This is a genomic window from Microbulbifer maximicatervae (SeqCode) (genome assembly GCF_052468295.1).
In genome coordinates, this window is record NZ_CP174340.1 from 849,236 (window position 1) to 868,628 (window position 19,393).

Here is a 19,393-nt window from a genome sequence, read left to right on the forward strand (position 1 = left end):
GGGTCGCGGCTGGCGGTTGACTAGACTTAACAGTTACCAACGGCTGGACCCAGCACTATAGGTAATGTAATGAGCGAGAGCTTTGCTGATCTATTTGAAGAGAGCCTGAAAAGCGTTGAAATGGCACCGGGCGCAATTGTTACTGGTGTTGTAATCGACGTAGATAAAGACTGGGTTACCGTTCACGCGGGCCTGAAGTCTGAAGGCGTTATCCCTGCTGCACAATTCGCCAACGATAAAGGTGAAGTTGAGCTGCAGGTGGGCGACGAAGTACAGGTTGCCCTGGAAGCTGTAGAAGACGGTTTCGGTGAAACCCGTCTGTCCCGCGAAAAAGCCAAGCGCGCTGAAGCCTGGAAAATCCTCGACGCAGCTCACGCAGCTGACGAAGTGGTTAAAGGTGTTATCAGTGGTAAGGTTAAAGGTGGCTTTACTGTTGATGTTGCCAATATCCGTGCGTTCCTGCCCGGCTCTCTGGTTGACGTTCGTCCGGTTCGCGACACTGCGCACCTGGAAGGTAAAGAGCTCGAGTTCAAAGTTATCAAGCTGGACTCCAAGCGCAACAACGTAGTTGTTTCCCGTCGCGCCGTTATGGAAGCTGCAACCTCCGAAGAGCGTGAAGCTCTGCTGGAAAGCCTGCAGGAAGGCATGAGCGTCAAGGGTATCGTGAAGAACCTGACCGACTACGGTGCTTTCGTAGACCTGGGCGGCATCGACGGCCTGCTGCACATCACCGATATGGCTTGGAAGCGCATCAAGCATCCGAGCGAGATCGTGAACGTTGGCGACGAGATCGAAGTAAAAGTACTGAAGTTCGACCGCGAGCGCAGCCGTGTATCCCTGGGCCTGAAGCAGTTGGGCGAAGATCCTTGGGTATCCATCAAGCAGCGTTACCCAGAGAACAGCCGCGTGAAGGCGGTTGTAACCAACCTGACCGACTACGGCTGCTTTGCCGAGCTGGAAGAAGGTGTGGAAGGTCTGGTACACGTTTCCGAAATGGATTGGACCAACAAGAACATCCACCCGTCCAAAGTTGTCCAGGTTGGCGACGAGGTAGAGGTGATGATCCTGGATATCGACGAAGAGCGTCGTCGTATCTCCCTGGGTATCAAGCAGTGCCAGGAAAATCCGTGGGATGCCTTCGCGCGTAAATTCGCTAAGGGCGACAAGATCTCCGGTAAGATCAAGTCCATCACTGACTTCGGTATCTTCATTGGTCTCGACGGCAGCATCGACGGTCTGGTTCACCTGTCCGACATCTCCTGGAACGAAGCTGGTGAAGAAGCTGTTCGCAAGTTCAAGAAAGGCGACGAAATCGAGACTGTTATCCTGGGCATCGATTCCGAGCGTGAGCGTATCTCCCTGGGCATCAAGCAGTTGGAGTCCGATCCGTTCTCCGACTACGTTACCACCAGCGATCGCGGCAGCATCGTTGTAGGTACTGTTAAGGAAGTTGACGCTAAGCAAGCAGTAATCACCCTGGCGGACGAAGTAGAAGGCGTACTGCGCGCTTCTGAAATCAGCCGCGACAAGGTTGAAGATGCTCGCAACGTCCTGAAAGAAGGCGAAGAAGTAGAAGCTAAGATCACCAGCGTGGATCGCAAGAACCGCGTGATCAGCCTGTCTATCAAAGCCAAAGACCAGGACGACGAGAAGCAAGCTATCAAGGATCACAGCAAGAAGCAGTCTGAACAAGTTCAGCCCGCTACTATCGGTGACCTGATCAAGGCGCAAATGAATAACAAAGACTAATCGTCTTTGAGTGTTCACAGCTCCAAATGAATCATTTGGAGCGACCCGAAAGCCGGACTGGGGTTGCCCAGTCCGGCTTTCTATTAGATGATTGGTGCTCTACTCCAGAATAATCAATGACTTACAAAGGTTGCGGAGCGCATGACCAAGTCCGAACTGATCGAAAGGATTGCGTTGAGGTTGGATCAGCTGCCAGTTAAGGATGTAGAGCTGGCGGTAAAAGTGGTGCTCGACACCATGTCAGATGCCTTGTCCCAGGGTGAACGTATAGAGATACGCGGCTTTGGTAGCTTTTCTCTTCACTATCGAGCCCCGCGTACGGGCCGGAATCCCAAAACTGGGGACGCGGTTGATCTCGCCGGGAAATATGTCCCGCATTTCAAGCCTGGCAAAGAGTTGCGCGACAGAGTGAATCGAAGTATGCACGATGAGGCGAGTATCGAAGTATGATTAGATTCCCTGGCAGCAGTATAAATACTGCCATTAATCGGGGTGAGCTTCGTCGTTAATCGATAAAGTTTTTTGTGGAACGTGGAGGTTCCCTTGTCATTTTTGCGTTGGCTGACACGCATCGTCTATGGGGTCGTCGCCCTGCTTTGCATCGCCTTGGGGATTTATTTCGCAGTTGCCAATCCGGAGACTATCAAGCCAAATATTGTGGGCTATCAACTGCCGGCGGGAAGTGTAGGCTTTTGGTTGATTGGTTTCTTGTTGCTGGGGTTGTTGCTGGGTTTTGTCGTTAGCCTGCAGCCTGTTTATGCCAAGCGTCGCCAAGTGCGGTCGCTCGAGAAGCAATTGAAGAAAATGGAGCGGGAATTACACACCGCCCACCGCAAGGCTTCTGGAGACTGATTTGCTCGATTTTACCTATTTCTTTTTCCTGCTTGCGGCAATCGCGATCGGCTGGGTGCTGGGGCGAGGCAGCGCCAAAAAGAAAGTGGCGGATTATAGTGAGCAAGAGCATGCGCTGGTGAGGTCTTATGCCCAGGGTTTGAACTATTTATTGAGTGAGCGCCACGACGATACCATCGATAAATTTATTGACTCTTTGGAAGTAAGTCAGGCTACTTTTGACACCCACCTGGCTCTTGGAAGTCTGTTGCGCCGAAGAGGGGAGTACGATCAGGCGATTCGAGTCCATCAAAATTTACTCGGGCGCCCGAGCTTGTCCAGGGTTAGTCAAAACAAGGCTCAACTTGAACTTGCCTGTGACTATATTTCTGCTGGCTGGCTGGATAGAGCTGAACGTCTGCTACAAGAGTTGGTTGAGACCTCTCAGGAGTTAAAGGCTGTTAGCCTGGAGCGTCTGATTGAAGTCTACCGGGATGAAAGGGAGTGGGCTAAAGCGATTCACGCTGTAAACCTATTGCATGGCCGACGGTTCAAGCGCCTCTCGGCTGACTGGGCCCCGGTTCAGGCTCATTTTTGTTGCGAATTGGCAGAGGAGTCAATAGCGGCAAAGGATTACCTAAGTGCGAGGAAGCATATCGATTCTGCTCTGAGTTATGAGCGCAGCTCAGTGCGGGCAAATTTGCTGTGGGGTCGCCTCGAATATCTGCTTGGCAAGCCGAGAGAGGCCATTAAGGTTTTACAGCGGATCCCCAAGCAGAGTCCGGACTATATTCCTGAAATCCTTGAGTTGTTGATTACTTGTTATGGGGATTTAGGGGATGGCAAGGGGTTGGATCGCTATCTTGAATCCCTGTTGAAAGAGCACCCCTCTAATAGCGTATTGATTGCCCTGACTGAGCGTATTCAGCTGCAGGATAGTGAGGCTGCAGCGGCTGCATTTATGGGGAAGCAGCTGGCGCTGCGCCCGTCTTTGAGGGGGTTGGGACGCTTTCTCGATCTGCATATAGATAGTACAGAGGGTAGGGCGAGAGAGAATCTTTCCCTACTCAAGACATTAATCGACCAGCTTATAGCGAGCCGCCCTCACTACCGGTGTAGCAATTGCGGGTTTTCGGGCAATCAGTTGCACTGGTTGTGCCCGAGCTGCAAGCACTGGGATTCGGTACGCTCCGTTAAGGGGATTGAGGGCGAGTAAAGTAATGACTGTCCTATTCACCGGGCTGGCGGCCTGGTCGGGACGGCTTTTGAAATGAATGAGGTTTTTCTTGCAGTCTAAAGTTTCTTCTCCGGTTATCGTTGCTCTGGATTACGACAATGCTGAGTCTGCACTGGCAATGGCAGATCAGCTCGATCCGTCGCTGTGTCGGGTCAAAGTTGGTAAGGAGCTGTTTACTGCTGCTGGTCCAGACCTGGTGAAAACGCTGGTTGACCGGGGCTTCCAGGTATTTCTGGATCTTAAATTTCACGATATCCCCAATACTGTTGCGAAGGCCGTTAAAGCTGCGGCGAAATTGGGGGTATGGATGGTTAATGTTCACGCAAGTGGTGGTGAGCGGATGATGTTGGCTGCCGCCGAGGCCCTGCGGGAATTTGGCGAAGATAGGCCTCTATTAATTGCGGTTACCGTACTTACCAGCACAACTGAAGAGGAGCTGGCTGCAGTTGGTGTGGCTGCTCCGCTGGAAAAGCAGGTGTTGCACCTGGCCTCTCAAACTAAATCCTGCGGTCTCGACGGTGTAGTCTGCTCCGCAAGGGAGGCCCAACTGCTGCGCAGTGAATGTGGGGCCGATTTCTCCCTAGTGACGCCGGGAATTCGTCCCGCGGGCTCTGATGCCGGGGATCAGCGGCGTACTTTGACGCCTGCTGAAGCTTTGGCGCAAGGTTCTGACTATTTGGTTGTAGGTCGTCCCATCACTGCCGCATCTGAGCCTTTAGTGGCCTTGAAGTCAATTTTGGCCGAACTGGCAGGTTAGCATGGTTGTCTTGCTTCGCAACTTGTAATGATGTGTAATTAGGCCTGAGCCGACAGAAAGTTGCCCGTTGATATCATGGTGTGGCTTGGGGGAGGTAATAGCAGTCCCAAAGTGAAACCGATAATTCACTGGGAGTTGACCATGAAATTGACCTACCAATTGTTTTCTGTTGTTTTTGCGCTAGCTTTTTCGCTTTTTTTGAGTCCATCTGCATTTGCGGGAGAGATGGGCAGCGTTGAAGCCAAAGAGGTTGTGCTGTCTGTCAATGTCAACAGTGCTTCAGCTGTTGAACTTGCTGAGAGGTTGAATGGCATTGGCGAAGCACGGGCACAATTAATCGTTGAGTATCGCGAGGTGCATGGCCCGTTTACCTCTGTGGAGCAGCTGTTGAATGTTAAGGGAATCGGCGCGGCAACCCTGGATAAAAACAGGGATTTGATTCGGCTCTAAAGGTTTATGGGTCCCGACTGGTGGTTTTTTGTGGTCTCCAGTTGGGGTTTTGAGTTGGTGAGCAAGAGAGCCTTAATAGATGACTCCCCCAGATGAATTTCAGTTGTTACTGTCGATAAAATGTAGCATTTATGTTGCGTCTGCCGCAGAGCTACACCATTCGTTGTGTTCTACCTCCTGTTCTCGTCCCCCTTTCATTGTTGGTAAATGTTCCCCGCCTGGATGACCTTTAGGTTTTTCTGTCGAGTTGTGAAAACATTTTTAATTCCTTTGCTGGGCATGGTGCTTCCCTGTCCTGTTTGTTGAATGTGGTCGGAAGGATTGGCTTGCTTGGAAGTGATAAGGGTTGGTTAGTTGATTAGTATCGCTTGGGAGTGGGTAATACCGCTATTGCTGGCTTTAGCAGCAAGCTATGGCGCTACATCGTTGTTTATCGTGAGGATGCGCAATTTTGCGCTCGATGTGCCCAATAATCGTTCAATGCACTCGGTGCCGGTACCTCGCACAGGTGGTTGGGCCTTTTTACTCGGTTGTCTGGTTGCGGTAGTCGCTAGCCCACTTGACCTGTCTCCGTTGGTGTTGGTTGCATTTACACTGTTGTTAGTGGTATCCGCACTGGATGATCTTGGGGATGTAGCCATACATCTTCGCTTTTCAGCTCATCTTCTAGCTGTGGTCTTTCTTCTGTTTGCACTGCCAGAAAGTTTGGAGTGGTGGTTGTACCCGGTCCTTATTTTGGCGGGGGCCTGGGTTGTCAACCTCTACAACTTTATGGATGGAATGGATGGTCTAGCGGGGTCAATGACGCTTGTTGGCTTTTCCTCCTTGGGGATTATTTGCACTTTAAATGGGGACTTGGAGTTAGCCTGGCTCTGTGCCCTGGTGGCTGTTTGTGCGCTCGTTTTTCTGGTCTTCAACTGGCCTGCGGCGAAGATTTTTTTGGGTGATGCTGGCTCTACGGGCGTAGGTTTGGGGGTGGTTGCTGTCAGCTTATTTGGCTGGCAGCGGGGAGCGTTTGAGCTTTGGATACCCGTGGTCATATTTATACCATTTTGGTTGGATGCTACATATACACTGCTAAAAAGGGCGTTGAGTGGTCAGCGTTGGTGGGAAGCTCATCGTGAGCATTTCTACCAGAGGTGCGCAATTAAGATTGGCGTTAAAAGGGCGCTCATTTTGCAGCTGGGCGCAATGATATCTTTTTCTTTAGTGGCGCTGGCAGCTGTTGTACTTGAGGGGAGGTGAATGTCTCTCATGCTGGATGTCGGTTTAAAGGTAAATAGATTTCGGGGAGTCTCGTGACAAGAGTTTGGCGCAACGTAAAGAAAGCCCATAAGCCAGTATTGATGTTGGCCTTTGATATGCTGATGCTAAGCATGGCCTTTTTGCTGGCAATGATGATTAGGCTTAATAGCGTCGCTCAATTTTTTGAGTGGCGAATGGTGGCCTGCCTGATATTAACACTAGTTGCTACTAGCTTTATTTTTCTCCGGCTCGGCTTGTACCGGACGATTATTCGGTACATGGGACAAAAAGCTATCATTGCGGTTCTGCAGGGGGTCACTCTTTCTGCAGTGATGTTGGCGCTCTTTTCTTATCTGACTACGGCAGGGGTTCCTCGCTCTGTCCCTGTTATCTACTGGTGCTTTGCATTTGTTGCGGTGGGCGGATCCCGCTGGTTGGTTCGCCTTTACTATCAGACTGCATTGGAAATTCATAAAACCCGGGTGGCTATTTATGGTGCTGGTACTGCGGGTTTGCAAATGTATAAGGCGCTAGTTCATGGGCAGCTCTATAAGCCCGTTGCTTTTTTTGATGATAACGCCTCTAAGCAAAAGACCTTCATCGATGGTCTGTTGGTGTATAACCCCGCAGATATGCTTGAAGTTGTCGCAGATAAGGATATTGCTGAGGTGGTCCTTGCGATGCCAGGAGTGCCGCGGCGGCGCCGCAGGGAGATAACCAAAGCGCTCAGAGAGCGAGGTCTGGTGGTAAAGGCGATTCCTGGAGTGGAGGAGCTGCTCGACGGTGTGGGGCGGGCAGAGGATGTTTCGCAGACCTATGAAAATATCCTGGGGCGAGCCCCTGTTGAACCTCAGAAGGAGCTCGTTTCTGGCTCTATCAGCGGCAAGGTGGTTTTGGTTACTGGTGCTGGCGGGTCCATAGGGTCGGAATTGTGCAGGCAGATATCGCAATGGAAGCCTGCCAGGCTGGTTGTTGTTGAGTCCTCTGAATATGCCCTCTATCAGATAGAGCGCGAGCTGCGACAACAGCACCAGGATGACGGGGTCCAGTTCGAGGTGACGGCGCTGCTTGGTGATGTGCGCAATACTGAGCGTATGGCGGAAATTATTCAGGGCTTCTCCGTGCATACAATTTACCATGCGGCCGCATACAAGCATGTGCCCCTGGTTGAGCAGAATGTCGTTATTGGTGCCGACAACAATGTCCTGGGTACCCTTTCCGTACTTGAGGCCGCAGAGCAGCATGGAGTTGAGCAGTTTGTGCTTATCTCTACCGATAAGGCCGTTCGGCCAACCAATGTGATGGGGGCTACCAAAAGATTTGCCGAGCTGATTTGCCAGGATTTTGGTCGCCGCTTTAATAAGATGCGCGTGTGCATGGTTAGGTTTGGTAATGTTATCGGCTCTTCCGGCTCGGTAATTCCCTTGTTCACGGATCAGATCAATGCCGGTGGCCCGGTAACTGTGACCCACTCAAAAGTAACCCGTTACTTTATGACAATTCCCGAGGCGGCTCAGCTGGTATTGCAGGCTGGGAGTATGGGGCGCAACGGGGATGTATTTGTTCTTGATATGGGTGAGCCGGTGCGCATCTATGATCTGGCTGAGCGCTTGATTCGCTTGATGGGGCACACGGTAAGGGATGAAGAGAACCCTGATGGCGATATTGAAATCCAGCTCACTGGGTTGCGTCCTGGGGAGAAATTGTACGAAGAATTGTTGCTGGGGGATAACGTGCTGGGCACGGACCACCCAATGATTATGCGCGCAGAAGAGGAGCGTCTCGATAGCGAGGCTTTGCAGCTTCTGGTTTCAGAGCTTAGGGATGCGTGCGACTCTCATGATTGCGAGCAGGTCCGCTGGATTCTATGTCGGGCAGTAAAAGGCTATTCACCCAAGCAGGGGCTGGTCGATGTTGTCTGGTCGAGGCACGGGCAGGTACGTAAAGCGAGCGGAGGGGCGACTGTGGAGAGGTTGCCTTTAGCTGGGGAGGCTGGTTCCCGCTAGCGTATATTTTGGGCGGCTAACTAATACGGTTGGTCGCTATCTCACAATCTCCATGTAGATTAAAAATATTTGAGCAGAAAAGAAAAAGCCCGGATAGATGGAATCTATCCGGGCTTTTGTTTGGCTCCGCCTGCTGGGCTCGAACCAGCGACCCAATGATTAACAGTCATTTGCTCTACCAACTGAGCTAAGGCGGAATTTAATCTAATTTATAGAGCGCAAATTAAGCTGCGCTTTGAAATTTGGCTCCGCCTGCTGGGCTCGAACCAGCGACCCAATGATTAACAGTCATTTGCTCTACCAACTGAGCTAAGGCGGAATATCTTTTCGGCTGTGCCGTTGAGATGGCGCGTATATTATAGAGCACTTCCGAACAGGTCAACCCCTTTTTTCATCTTTAACTAATTGATTTGTCAGGAAATTATTTTTTGGGGCCATGCGCAAAATGCTGCAGGTCAGAGTTGGGATGGGTAGGACGCTATTCTCTTGCAATTGTGGGTCGTATGACGACAGCCTACAATCCTGTGTTGCATGAATGATTAAGCGGTTGGGGGAAGTGTATGGAATCGCGACCTTTTAAGGTGGAATCCAAGTATCAGCCAGCGGGCGATCAGCCTCTGGCGATAGAGCAGTTGTCAGAAGGAGTTGATGATGGTCTGAGCCATCAAACGCTGCTGGGTGTTACCGGTTCGGGTAAGACCTTCACTATGGCGAATATTATTGAGCGCCTGCAGCGGCCGGCCATTGTGATGGCTCACAATAAAACGCTGGCGGCTCAGCTCTACGGTGAGTTTAAAGAGTTTTTCCCGAAGAATGCGGTGGAATATTTTGTCTCTTACTACGACTACTACCAGCCGGAAGCTTACGTCCCCTCTTCGGACACCTTTATCGAAAAGGATGCATCCGTAAACGAGCATATCGAGCAGATGCGCCTCTCGGCCACCAAGGCACTTATTGAGCGGCGCGATGTGATTGTGGTTGCCACAGTTTCGGCAATTTACGGTTTGGGTGACCCCGACAAGTATTTGAAGATGGTGTTGCATTTGGATCGCGGCGATCTCGTTGATCAGCGCACTATCCTAAGGCGCCTGGCAGAGCTGCAATACACCCGCAACGATGCAGATTTCCGTCGCGCCACTTACCGGGTGCGCGGCGATATTATCGATATTTACCCGGCAGACTCTGATTTGGAAGCGGTGCGCCTGTCTCTTTTTGATGAGGAGATCGAAGAGATCACCATATTTGACCCGCTCACTGGAGAGCAGCTCAAGAAGGTGCCCCGGGTCACTATCTTCCCCAAGAGCCACTATGTGACGCCGCGAGAGACGATCGTCAGTGCTATCGATGAAATCAAAGATGAGTTACGAGGGCGTCTGGAGCAACTGCGTGGCAACAACAAGCTGGTCGAAGCGCAAAGGTTAGATCAGCGTACCCGCTACGATGTGGAAATGATGCAGGAGTTGGGTTACTGCAATGGCGTAGAGAACTATTCCCGCTACCTCTCTGGTCGCGAATCTGGCCAGCCGCCCCCCACGCTATTCGATTACTTGCCCAGCGATGCACTGCTGTTTATCGATGAAAGCCATGTAACGGTGCCACAAATTGGAGGCATGTATCGCGGGGACAGGTCGCGGAAAGAAACCTTGGTGGAGTATGGCTTTCGTCTGCCATCGGCCCTGGACAATCGTCCTCTCAAGTTTGAAGAGTGGGAGGGGTTGGCACCCCAGACGGTTTTTGTGTCCGCAACCCCAGGGGCCTATGAGCAAGAGAATGCGGGGCAAGTGGTCGAGCAGGTGGTTCGCCCGACAGGGCTGGTGGACCCGGAAGTCGAAGTTCGCCCAGCATTGACCCAGGTAGATGATGCCCTGTCTGAAATTCACCGTTGTGTGGATGCCGATCAGCGAGTACTGATTACCGTATTGACCAAGCGGATGGCGGAAGACCTGACTGAATATCTCTCCGAGAGTGGTGTTCGTGTCCGCTACTTACACTCCGATATTGATACTGTCGAGAGGGTGGAGATTATCCGGGACCTGCGTATCGGTGAGTTTGACGTGCTAGTTGGCATTAACTTGCTGCGAGAAGGCCTGGATATGCCGGAAGTTGCCCTAGTGGCAATTTTCGATGCCGATAAAGAGGGCTTCCTCCGTTCCGATCGCTCGCTGATTCAGACCATTGGGCGGGCTGCGCGAAACCTGGAGGGGAGGGCGATTCTCTACGCGGACAAAGTCACCGGCTCTATGGAGCGGGCACTCGAAGAGACTCGTCGTCGCCGCGAGAAGCAGTTGGCCTTTAACGAGGAGCACGGCATTACCCCCAAGGGTATTCGCAAGAGTGTGGCAGATATTCTGGAGGGAGCGGTGGCCCCCGGTGTGCCCAAGAAAGGGCGCCGCAAAGTTGCCGAGGGTAAAGGTGAGTACAAGGTGGATGTTGAGGCCCTTACCGATAAGCAGCGCTGGGCCCGAATTGCCGAGCTGGAAGAGCAAATGTACCAGCATGCGAAGAACCTGGAATTTGAAGCAGCAGCAAAATTGCGCGATGAGATTACCCACTTAAAAGGTGTGGAATAGTCCTTGCTGAAGGGCGGGACTTGGATCTACATTTTGATAGTCCCGCACTGCCTTGTTGGTGCTTGGTAGCTCTTAAAAAATTTCACACAAAAGTTCAGTAAGTTGTTGAAAACACTGAAAAGCGGTGCTAAAGTTCGCGCTCTTCACAGCACAGGGTTCCCCCGCTGTAGAGCTTTAGACCCGTAGCTCAGTTGGTTAGAGCGCTGCCTTGACATGGCAGAGGTCGGCGGTTCAAATCCGCCCGGGTCTACCACCTTTCAAAAGGATGGATTGCCCATCCCGATCAAGAGTTCCATGAAAAAATTCATGGATAGTTTCATGCGGTCTTTGGTAGGGATCGCCACTGAGAACAAAGGATAAACAATGCCCGTTGTTACTCTCCCCGATGGTTCCCGTCGAGAATTTTCTGCTCCGGTTTCCGTACACGATGTAGCCGCTGATATCGGCCCTGGTTTGGCAAAAGCCGCACTTGCTGGCGTTGTAGACGGCAAGGAAGTCGATACCAGTTACGTTATTGATGCCGACGTAAATCTGGCAATTATTACTGATCGTCAGCCTGAAGGTCTGGAAGTGATCCGTCACTCCACAGCGCACTTGCTGGCACAAGCAGTTAAACAGCTGTACCCGACAGCCCAGGTCACCATTGGCCCGGTTATCGATGATGGCTTCTACTACGACTTTGCCTACGAGCGCCAGTTTACGCCAGAAGATCTCGAGAAGATCGAAGAGCGTATGGAAGTGCTGGCCAAAGAAGATATCACTGTCAGCCGCCGCCTGATGCCGCGCAAAGAAGCGGTGAAATATTTCCGCGAAATGGGCGAAGAGTACAAAGCTGAGATTATCGACAGCATCCCCAGCGATGAAGATATTTCTCTCTACCGCCAGGGCGACTTTGAAGACTTGTGTCGCGGTCCCCACGTACCTTCCACTGGCAGGTTGAAAGCGTTCAAACTGACCAAAGTGGCGGGTGCCTACTGGCGTGGCGATTCCAACAATGAAATGTTGACCCGTGTTTACGGCACTGCCTGGGCCAACAAAAAAGAATTGAAAGCTTACCTGCGTCGTATCGAAGAGGCAGAAAAGCGCGATCACCGCAAGCTGGCGAAGAAATTTGACCTTTTCCATATCCAGGAAGAGGCCCCCGGCATGGTGTTCTGGCACCCGAACGGCTGGACCATTTACAGCACTATCGAGCAGTACATGCGTCGCCGCCAGCGCGAATTCGGCTACAAAGAAATCAAGACTCCGCAGCTGGTAGATTTCAGCCTGTGGCGCAAATCCGGTCACGCCGATAAGTTCGGCGATGACATGTTCACTCTGACCAGTGAAGAGCGTCAGTTCGCCATTAAGCCGATGAACTGCCCTTGTCACGTACAGGTATTCAATCAGGGCCTGCGCAGCTACCGCGACCTGCCGTTGCGTCTGGCGGAGTTTGGCTCCTGTCACCGCAGCGAGCCTTCCGGTTCCCTGCATGGCCTGATGCGCGTGCGCGGCTTTGTGCAGGATGATGGCCATATCTTCTGTAGCGAAGACCAGATTCAGTCAGAAGTTTCTGACTTTATGGATCTGCTGCACTCTGTTTATAAGGATTTCGGCTTCCAGGACGTGATCTACCGTCTCTCGACTCGCCCGGAGAAGCGCGTAGGTTCCGATGAAAGTTGGGATAAAGCTGAAAAAGCCCTGGCCGATGCGCTGGATGCCGCAGGTCTGCCCTGGGAGGAATTGCCCGGTGAGGGTGCCTTCTACGGACCTAAAATCGAATTCTCCCTGAAAGACTGTCTCGGCCGTGTATGGCAGTGCGGTACCATTCAGGTGGACTTCTCCATGCCGGGCCGCCTGGATGCCCAGTTTGTAGCGGAAGATGGCTCGCGCCAGTCCCCGGTAATGTTGCACCGTGCAGCCCTGGGTTCCTTCGAGCGCTTTATCGGAATCCTGATCGAGCACTACGAAGGCGCGTTCCCCACCTGGCTCGCGCCGCAGCAGGTGGCGATCATGAATATCACCGATCGCCAGGCCGAATATTGTCGCAATTTGCAAGATCGTTTGGGTGAGCTGCAATACCGCGCCACAGCTGACTTGAGAAACGAGAAGATCGGCTTTAAAATCCGCGAGCACACGCTTCAGCGTGTTCCTTATCTATTGGTAATTGGCGATAAGGAAGTAGAAAGTCAGACCGTGGCAGTACGTACCCGTAGCGGTGAAGATCTTGGTACAATGACGTATGAGTCATTCCTCGAGATCCTCGAGCAAGACGTGAATCGTCGCGGTCGTTTGACAGAAGATAATGCATAACAACTTGGCAACTGGGAGACCATAGCTATTAAACGAGACACTAAGGGACGGTCCAAAAAGGCCCGCATAAACGATCAGATTGAAGCGTCAGAACTCCGCCTGATAGGCGCTGATGGCGAACAGGTAGGCATTGTCTCCCTGGATGAAGCGCTGGAAGCTGCACAGAAAGCTAGCTTGGATCTCGTTGAAATTGCCTCGGACTCCACGCCGATAGTCTGTAAGATCATGGACTACGGCAAGCACGTATTCGAAGCTAAAAAAGCTAAGAATGCCGCCAAGAAGAAGCAGAAGCAGCAGCAGATCAAGGAAATGAAATTCCGCCCGGGCACCGATGTCGGTGACTATCAGATCAAGCTGCGCAACCTGGCCCGCTTCCTGGAAGCGGGTGACAAGGCCAAAGTATCCCTGCGTTTCCGTGGCCGCGAAATGGCTCACCAAGAGCTGGGCATGGAAATGATGCAGCGCATCGAAAAGGACCTTGAAGAGCTGGGCACCGTAGAGCAGCGACCGAAAATGGAAGGTCGTCAAATGCTGATGGTGATTGCTCCGCTCAAAAAGAAAAAGTGAGGTCTGGGGAAGTCATTCCCGGGATCTCCTTTGAGAAGTGGTTGGGCGACGGCTGCCTCCCCACTCTCGCAGTGCCGGTAACTTCGGTTGTCGGCAGTTACTAAAGGTGCCTGTTTTACAGGCGAATATTAACTTTGGAGTACAAAATGCCGAAAGCAAAGACTCACAGTGGCGCTGCCAAGCGCTTCAAGAAGACGGCTGCGGGCTACAAGCACAAGCACGCTAACAAGAGCCACATCCTCACCAAGATGACCACCAAGCGCAAGCGTCAGCTGCGTGGCACCCAGACTATGAACAAGTCTGATGCTGGTCTGGTCGATCGTATGCTGCGCGCCAAGTAATTGGCCCAAATCGCAAAGGTTTAAGAGGATAGAAGTATGGCCCGTGTAAAACGTGGTGTAGAGGCGCGTCGTCGTCACAAGAAGATTCTGAAGCAGGCTAAAGGTTACTACGGTGCGCGTTCACGCGTATTCCGCGTTGCCAAGCAGGCAGTAATTAAAGCTGGTCAGTACGCATACCGTGACCGTCGCGTTAAAAAGCGTAACTTCCGCGCTCTGTGGATTACTCGTATTAACGCCCAGTCCCGTGCTGAAGGCCTGAGCTACAGCCGCCTGATCGCAGGTCTGAAAAAAGCGGACATCGCACTGGATCGCCGTGTACTGGCTGATCTGGCTGTTTACGATAAAGTCGCTTTTGCTGCCGTAGTTGAAAAAGCTAAGGCAGCCCTGGCAGCGTAAGCTGTCACTTCAGTTGTAAAACTGAATACTCAAAATAGGGAAGGGCTGTAGTGGCCCTTCCCTATTTTTTTATGGAGTTTCCGCTATTTTTTACCGGTGGCGGTGCCTGGGGAAATTCCCTCCGGTACAGAAAGTACCGGCCGAACAAAGCAGAAAAAATTAATCGAAGTTGGATTCAAACGGGAACAGTTCGATGCAAGATTTGCAGTCCCTCACCGAGCAGGCTATGGAGCTGGTGGAGAAGGCCGATGGCCTCGCCGCACTGGATCAGGTGCGTGTTGATTACCTGGGCAAAAAGGGCCAGCTGACGGCACTGCTGAAAGGCCTTGGCAAGCTGTCGGCTGAGGAGCGTCCGGCGGCGGGTGCCAAGATCAACGAAGCCAAGCAGCAGGTTCAGGAAAAAATTAACGCGCGCCGCACTATGCTGGAGCAGGCCGCCATCAATGCGAAGTTGGCCGAAGAGACCATTGATGTCACTCTGCCGGGGCGCGGCGAAGAGCAGGGCAATGCCCACCCCATTACGCGCACCTTAAAGCGCGTGGAAGAATTCTTTGCGAGCATTGGCTTCTCCGTTGAAAACGGCCCGGAAGTCGAACAGGACTACTACAACTTCGAAGCGTTGAATATTCCCGCGCACCACCCCGCGCGCGCGATGCATGACACCTTCTACGTGGACCCCACCACCGTACTGAGAACCCACACCTCCTCAGTGCAGATCCGCACCATGGAGAAAAAATCTCCACCGCTGCGCATTATCTGCCCGGGCCGCGTATACCGCTGCGACTCCGATGTCACCCACTCGCCCATGTTCCACCAGGTAGAAGGCCTGGTAATCGGCGAGAACATCAGCTTCGCCCACCTGAAAGGCACTATCGACCAATTCCTGCGCGCCTTCTTCGAAGCGGAAGTACCGGTGCGTTTCCGTCCGTCTTACTTCCCGTTCACCGAGCCTTCCGCAGAAGCGGACATCCAGTGTACCGCCTGTTCCGGTGAAGGCTGCCGCGTATGTTCCGGCACCGGCTGGCTGGAGATTCTCGGCTGCGGCATGGTGCACCCGAACGTCTTCGCCGCCTGCGATATCGACAGCGAAAAATACTCCGGCTTTGCCTTCGGTATCGGTATCGAGCGCCTCGCCATGCTGCGCTACGGCGTAAACGACCTGCGCTTGTTCTTCGATAACGATCTGCGCTTCTTGAAACAGTTCTAAGCCAAGTGGCAGCGCGAATGGCAATGGCCCTTCGCAACAGCAGTCGAATTGTGGAGGCCTGGGAGGCGAAATAGCCCCAGGCGAAATGCGCACCAAGTTGCGCTGACGGAATACAGAAAGAGATCAACTATGAAAATCAGCAACTCCTGGTTGCGGGAATGGGTAAACCCGGAACTCACCACGCAGGAACTGGCCGATCAAATCACCATGGCCGGCCTGGAAGTGGACGGTATAGAAAAAGTTGCGGGCGATTTCTCCGGAGTGGTTGTCGGTGAGATTGTTGCCTGTGAACAGCACCCGGATGCGGACAAGCTGCGCGTGTGCAAAGTCGCTGGCCACCCCGACGGTGAAATGCAGGTTGTATGCGGTGCTCCCAATGCGCGCACCGGAATCAAAATTCCTTTTGCCCTGGTAGGCGCCAAGCTGCCGGGCGATTTTAAAATCAAGAAAGCCAAGCTCCGTGGTGTAGAGAGCTTCGGTATGCTCTGCGCACAGACCGAACTGGAACTGGGCGAAGACAATGACGGTATCTGGGAGCTGCCAGAAGACGCACCCACCGGTACCGATCTGCGCGAATACTTGCAGCTGGACGACGAGACCATCGAAGTGGATCTCACCCCGAACCGTTCCGACTGCCTCGGTGTTGCCGGTATCGCTCGCGAAGTGGGTGTACTGAATCGCTGCGCCGTTCAGGGGCCGGAAGTTGCTCCGGTACCCCAGCAGATCGACGAAAGCATGCCCGTATCCCTGCTGGCCGAAGCCGCCTGCCCGCGCTACGTAGGTCGTGTTATTCGCAATATCGATATCAAAGCGGTAACACCTCTGTGGATGCAAGAGCGCCTGCGTCGCAGCGGCCTGCGCAGTATCGACCCGGTAGTAGATGTTACCAACTATGTTTTGCTGGAACTGGGCCAGCCCATGCACGCCTTCGACCTGGAGAAACTCTCCGGCGGCATCAAAGTGCGTATGGCAGAAGCCGGTGAAGAGCTGACCCTGCTGGACGGCCAGGAAGTCAAACTGAAAGAGGGCACCCTGGTAATTGCCGATGAGGAAAAACCTCTGGCGATGGCCGGTATTATGGGGGGGCTGGATTCCTCCGTGACCGCAGGCACACAGCATATCTTCCTGGAGAGCGCCTTCTTTAGCCCGCTGGCCATTGCCGGCAAGGCTCGCTCTTACGGCCTGCACACCGATTCCTCCCACCGCTTCGAACGCGGCGTGGACTACCACCTGCAAGAGAAAGCGGTAGAGCGCGCTACCCAGCTGCTGCTGGATATCGTTGGCGGTGAGCCCGGCCCGGTACACGTGCGCGAGCTGACTGAAATTATGCCCGCCGAGCGCCACATCACCCTGCGCCGTGCCAAGGTCGAGTTAGGCTTGGGCATCAAGCTGGCCGATGACGAAATCGTCGATATCCTCACCCGCCTGGGCCTGGAAAAAATCGACCAGAACGACGAAGGTTGGACCTTCCTCGCCCCCAGCTTCCGTTTCGATATCGCCATCGAAGCAGATCTGCTGGAAGAGCTGGCCCGTGTATACGGCTATAACCGTATTCCCAGCGAAAGCTTTACCGCCGAGTTGGAAATTGCCCCGCGCCCGGAGAGCACTATTGCCCAGGACAACCTGGAGCAAACCCTGCTGAGCCGTGGCTACTACGAAGCGATTACCTTCAGCTTTATCGATAGCGACAGCGCCGCGCTGTTTGATCCGAAAGCCGATCCGGTGGCCCTGCAAAACCCGATCAGCGCTGAGCTGGCGGTTATGCGCACCACCTTATTGCCGGGCCTGTGCAAAGCGTTGCAGTACAACCTGAATCGCCAGCAAAACCGCGTGCGCCTGTTTGAAACCGGCCTGCGCTTTGTACCGGGTGCCGAATTGCACCAGGAGCAAATGATTGCCGGTCTCGCCTACGGCAGCCGTTACGCAGAAAACTGGACTGGCAGCAAAGACGCCGTGGACTTCTTCGACGTGAAAGCCGATGTAGAAGCCCTGTTGGCTCGCACCGGTGTAGCCGATGAGTTCCGCTTTGTCGCTGGCCAACACCCCGCGCTGCACCCCGGCCAAACCGCCAAGATTATGCGCGGCGACCGCGAAGTAGGGGTTATCGGAGCCCTGCACCCGCAGTTGCAGAAGAAGTTGGACCTGTCCAAGCCCGCGTTCGTATTTGAACTGAGCCTGGAAGCGATCGGCGAGGGTAAAACCCCCGCATTCCGTCCGCTGTCCAAGTTCCCGGAAGTGCGCCGCGATCTGGCCCTGCTGATTGATGCAGAGGTTCCTGCCGCCAGCCTGGTGGAAACTGCTGTCGAAGTTGCAGGTGAAACCTTGACGGACCTCAAGATATTTGATGTCTACCAGGGCAAAGGTATTGATTTAAATAGAAAAAGTGTCGCTTTGGGGTTGACGTTTCAGCATTCGTCACGCACCCTTAATGACGACGAAATCAATGCCGCTGTAGATGCGGTGGTCGGAAAACTAGAAGAAAAATATAACGCTAGTCTGCGCTAGTAGAGCATGATGCTCTCGGGTGCAGGCTGAATTGCACCCCGAGAGCGTCTGCTACCGGGTTGAAAGCCGCCGCGGTTTGGGCCGCTTCCGATCTGGAGTCGACGCCTCTGAATCAATTGGTAGGATCCAATGACAGAGGCACTGACCAAGGCCGGGCTCGCCGAGAAACTGTACGAAGAGCTGGGCTTTAACAAGCGCGAAGCGAAAGAGATCGTCGAATATTTCTTCGAGGAGATCCGCAATGCGTTGGAAACCAACGAGCAGGTCAAGCTCTCGGGCTTTGGCAATTTCGACCTGCGCGATAAAAGCCAGCGTCCCGGTCGCAACCCCAAGACCGGCGAAGAAATCCCTATCTCGGCCCGCAGAGTAGTTACCTTCAAACCTGGGCAAAAACTCAAGACACGAGTAGAAGAGCATGCTGGAACCGAGCAATAACGCTCAGCTACCTGCAATCCCCGGTAAGCGATATTTCACCATTGGTGAAGTGAGCGAACTATGCGCCGTTAAACCCCATGTCCTGCGTTATTGGGAGCAGGAATTCCCCCAGCTGAAACCCGTCAAGCGTCGCGGCAACCGCCGTTACTACCAGCACCAAGATGTCATCATGATCCGCCAGATCCGTGCGCTTCTGTACGAAGAGGGCTATACCATTGGTGGAGCCCGCCAGCAGATCGAAACTGGCAGCGAGAGGGCAGAGGTGGTACAGCTTCAACAAGTACTGCCCGAAGTGATCGCAGAACTAAAGGACGTGGTGGCCCTGCTGGAGGGGAAAAATAATTTATAAAAAACTGTAAACCTGGGCTTGCAATCCAGCCGCACTCAGGTATGATTCACGCCACATCGAGACACGATGTCTTTAAAAATCAATCACTTAGCGAAGTGAGCGATTTTTCAAAATCGGAGCGTAGCGCAGCCTGGTAGCGCACCACACTGGGGGTGTGGTGGTCGTCGGTTCAAATCCGGCCGCTCCGACCATATATATCGTTGCCTAGCAACGGCCAAGAAACCCGCTTTTTAGCGGGTTTTTTTGTGGATTGGAATTGATACCAGCTAAATCTGAATATGTTGGCTCACATAGTGATTATCTTGCACATGGCTCAAGCTTGAGCTTATAAGGTTGAGCATTGGTTTTGAGCTATCTGGAAGGGGTGGTCGTGTGGGCTGCGGGGGCAGGAAATCTACGAGCCTAAAAGGGGTCTCAAGGCACCATACTAGAGTAACCCCTTGATCATCAATGTCT

At 53.1% G+C, this 19,393-nt stretch carries 17 protein-coding genes and 4 tRNA genes; 19 read left to right on the top strand and 2 right to left on the bottom strand.

Going from position 1 to position 19,393, the window contains the following annotated elements:
• Positions 1-69: 69 nt before the first annotated feature.
• From rpsA to ACJJIQ_RS04180, 8 genes are all read left to right on the top strand, one after another.
• Positions 70-1,749, top strand: coding sequence for a 30S ribosomal protein S1 (gene rpsA, locus ACJJIQ_RS04145; protein WP_413662670.1), 1,680 nt, complete (start codon positions 70-72; stop codon positions 1,747-1,749).
• Positions 1,750-1,890: 141 nt separating this feature from the next.
• Positions 1,891-2,199: an integration host factor subunit beta gene (gene ihfB, locus ACJJIQ_RS04150; protein WP_282932044.1), complete on the top strand. Its 309-nt coding sequence runs from the start codon at positions 1,891-1,893 to the stop codon at positions 2,197-2,199.
• A gap of 93 nt (positions 2,200-2,292) precedes the next feature.
• Positions 2,293-2,601, top strand: a complete 309-nt coding sequence (locus ACJJIQ_RS04155) for a lipopolysaccharide assembly protein LapA domain-containing protein (RefSeq protein WP_413662669.1) — start codon at positions 2,293-2,295, stop codon at positions 2,599-2,601.
• A gap of 1 nt (position 2,602) precedes the next feature.
• Positions 2,603-3,796 carry a lipopolysaccharide assembly protein LapB gene (lapB, locus tag ACJJIQ_RS04160; protein ID WP_445363792.1) on the top strand — a complete coding sequence of 398 codons (1,194 nt, stop codon included), beginning with the start codon at positions 2,603-2,605 and terminating at the stop codon, positions 3,794-3,796.
• 70 nt (positions 3,797-3,866) lie between these two features.
• On the top strand, positions 3,867-4,574 hold the full coding sequence (gene pyrF / locus ACJJIQ_RS04165; protein ID WP_445363793.1) for an orotidine-5'-phosphate decarboxylase: 708 nt from the start codon (positions 3,867-3,869) through the stop codon (positions 4,572-4,574).
• Positions 4,575-4,715: 141 nt separating this feature from the next.
• Positions 4,716-5,024 carry a ComEA family DNA-binding protein gene (locus ACJJIQ_RS04170; protein ID WP_444897936.1) on the top strand — a complete coding sequence of 103 codons (309 nt, stop codon included), beginning with the start codon at positions 4,716-4,718 and terminating at the stop codon, positions 5,022-5,024.
• A 354-nt stretch (positions 5,025-5,378) separates the two neighbouring features.
• Complete coding sequence (locus tag ACJJIQ_RS04175; protein ID WP_444925436.1) at positions 5,379-6,269, top strand: MraY family glycosyltransferase; 891 nt, start codon at positions 5,379-5,381, stop codon at positions 6,267-6,269.
• A 53-nt stretch (positions 6,270-6,322) separates the two neighbouring features.
• Positions 6,323-8,275, top strand: coding sequence for a polysaccharide biosynthesis protein (locus ACJJIQ_RS04180; protein WP_445363794.1), 1,953 nt, complete (start codon positions 6,323-6,325; stop codon positions 8,273-8,275).
• Between the two features lie 121 nt (positions 8,276-8,396).
• Here ACJJIQ_RS04180 and ACJJIQ_RS04185 read toward each other — a convergent pair.
• Together ACJJIQ_RS04185 and ACJJIQ_RS04190 are read right to left on the bottom strand one after the other, a co-directional pair.
• Positions 8,397-8,472: transfer RNA gene (locus tag ACJJIQ_RS04185), tRNA-Asn, on the bottom strand.
• Positions 8,473-8,518: 46 nt separating this feature from the next.
• Positions 8,519-8,594, bottom strand: a tRNA-Asn gene (locus ACJJIQ_RS04190).
• Positions 8,595-8,835: 241 nt separating this feature from the next.
• On the opposite strand from ACJJIQ_RS04190, the gene uvrB reads away from it, so the two are divergent.
• The 11 genes from uvrB (at position 8,836) to ACJJIQ_RS04245 (ending at position 19,128) form a co-directional block, all read left to right on the top strand.
• A complete protein-coding gene (uvrB, locus tag ACJJIQ_RS04195) occupies positions 8,836-10,845 on the top strand; it encodes an excinuclease ABC subunit UvrB (RefSeq protein WP_445363795.1) in 2,010 nt (669 codons plus the stop codon).
• Positions 10,846-11,021: 176 nt separating this feature from the next.
• A tRNA-Val gene (locus tag ACJJIQ_RS04200) sits at positions 11,022-11,098 on the top strand.
• A 110-nt stretch (positions 11,099-11,208) separates the two neighbouring features.
• Positions 11,209-13,137 carry a threonine--tRNA ligase gene (thrS, locus tag ACJJIQ_RS04205; RefSeq protein ID WP_445363796.1) on the top strand — a complete coding sequence of 643 codons (1,929 nt, stop codon included), beginning with the start codon at positions 11,209-11,211 and terminating at the stop codon, positions 13,135-13,137.
• 102 nt (positions 13,138-13,239) lie between these two features.
• On the top strand, positions 13,240-13,704 hold the full coding sequence (infC, locus tag ACJJIQ_RS04210; protein WP_444908406.1) for a translation initiation factor IF-3: 465 nt from the start codon (positions 13,240-13,242) through the stop codon (positions 13,702-13,704).
• A gap of 146 nt (positions 13,705-13,850) precedes the next feature.
• On the top strand, positions 13,851-14,045 hold the full coding sequence (gene rpmI / locus ACJJIQ_RS04215; RefSeq protein ID WP_020413351.1) for a 50S ribosomal protein L35: 195 nt from the start codon (positions 13,851-13,853) through the stop codon (positions 14,043-14,045).
• A 36-nt stretch (positions 14,046-14,081) separates the two neighbouring features.
• Positions 14,082-14,441, top strand: coding sequence for a 50S ribosomal protein L20 (rplT, locus tag ACJJIQ_RS04220; RefSeq protein ID WP_108733840.1), 360 nt, complete (start codon positions 14,082-14,084; stop codon positions 14,439-14,441).
• A 193-nt stretch (positions 14,442-14,634) separates the two neighbouring features.
• Positions 14,635-15,648, top strand: a complete 1,014-nt coding sequence (gene pheS / locus ACJJIQ_RS04225) for a phenylalanine--tRNA ligase subunit alpha (RefSeq protein ID WP_282932052.1) — start codon at positions 14,635-14,637, stop codon at positions 15,646-15,648.
• Between the two features lie 129 nt (positions 15,649-15,777).
• Complete coding sequence (gene pheT / locus ACJJIQ_RS04230) at positions 15,778-18,153, top strand: phenylalanine--tRNA ligase subunit beta (protein ID WP_445363797.1); 2,376 nt, start codon at positions 15,778-15,780, stop codon at positions 18,151-18,153.
• 129 nt (positions 18,154-18,282) lie between these two features.
• Positions 18,283-18,588 (top strand): integration host factor subunit alpha, encoded by a 306-nt coding sequence (ihfA, locus tag ACJJIQ_RS04235; RefSeq protein WP_226648095.1) that lies wholly within the window; start codon positions 18,283-18,285, stop codon positions 18,586-18,588.
• Positions 18,569-18,937 (top strand): MerR family transcriptional regulator, encoded by a 369-nt coding sequence (locus ACJJIQ_RS04240; protein WP_108733836.1) that lies wholly within the window; start codon positions 18,569-18,571, stop codon positions 18,935-18,937. The genes ihfA and ACJJIQ_RS04240 overlap by 20 nt, the downstream gene beginning before the upstream one ends.
• A 114-nt stretch (positions 18,938-19,051) precedes the next feature.
• Positions 19,052-19,128, top strand: a tRNA-Pro gene (locus ACJJIQ_RS04245).
• The last annotated feature ends 265 nt before the right edge of the window (positions 19,129-19,393 follow it).

Excerpts from the sequence above, each read along its gene's own strand:
- rpsA (WP_413662670.1), top strand. The coding sequence starts at position 70 with ATGAGCGAGAGCTTTGCTGATCTATTTGAAGAGAGCCTGAAAAGCGTT.
- ihfB (WP_282932044.1), top strand. The coding sequence starts at position 1,891 with ATGACCAAGTCCGAACTGATCGAAAGGATTGCGTTGAGGTTGGATCAG.
- ACJJIQ_RS04170 (WP_444897936.1), top strand. The coding sequence starts at position 4,716 with ATGAAATTGACCTACCAATTGTTTTCTGTTGTTTTTGCGCTAGCTTTT.
- uvrB (WP_445363795.1), top strand. The coding sequence starts at position 8,836 with ATGGAATCGCGACCTTTTAAGGTGGAATCCAAGTATCAGCCAGCGGGC.
- thrS (WP_445363796.1), top strand. The coding sequence starts at position 11,209 with ATGCCCGTTGTTACTCTCCCCGATGGTTCCCGTCGAGAATTTTCTGCT.
- rpmI (WP_020413351.1), top strand. The coding sequence starts at position 13,851 with ATGCCGAAAGCAAAGACTCACAGTGGCGCTGCCAAGCGCTTCAAGAAG.
- rplT (WP_108733840.1), top strand. The coding sequence starts at position 14,082 with ATGGCCCGTGTAAAACGTGGTGTAGAGGCGCGTCGTCGTCACAAGAAG.
- pheS (WP_282932052.1), top strand. The coding sequence starts at position 14,635 with ATGCAAGATTTGCAGTCCCTCACCGAGCAGGCTATGGAGCTGGTGGAG.
- pheT (WP_445363797.1), top strand. The coding sequence starts at position 15,778 with ATGAAAATCAGCAACTCCTGGTTGCGGGAATGGGTAAACCCGGAACTC.
- ihfA (WP_226648095.1), top strand. The coding sequence starts at position 18,283 with ATGACAGAGGCACTGACCAAGGCCGGGCTCGCCGAGAAACTGTACGAA.
- ACJJIQ_RS04240 (WP_108733836.1), top strand. The coding sequence starts at position 18,569 with ATGCTGGAACCGAGCAATAACGCTCAGCTACCTGCAATCCCCGGTAAG.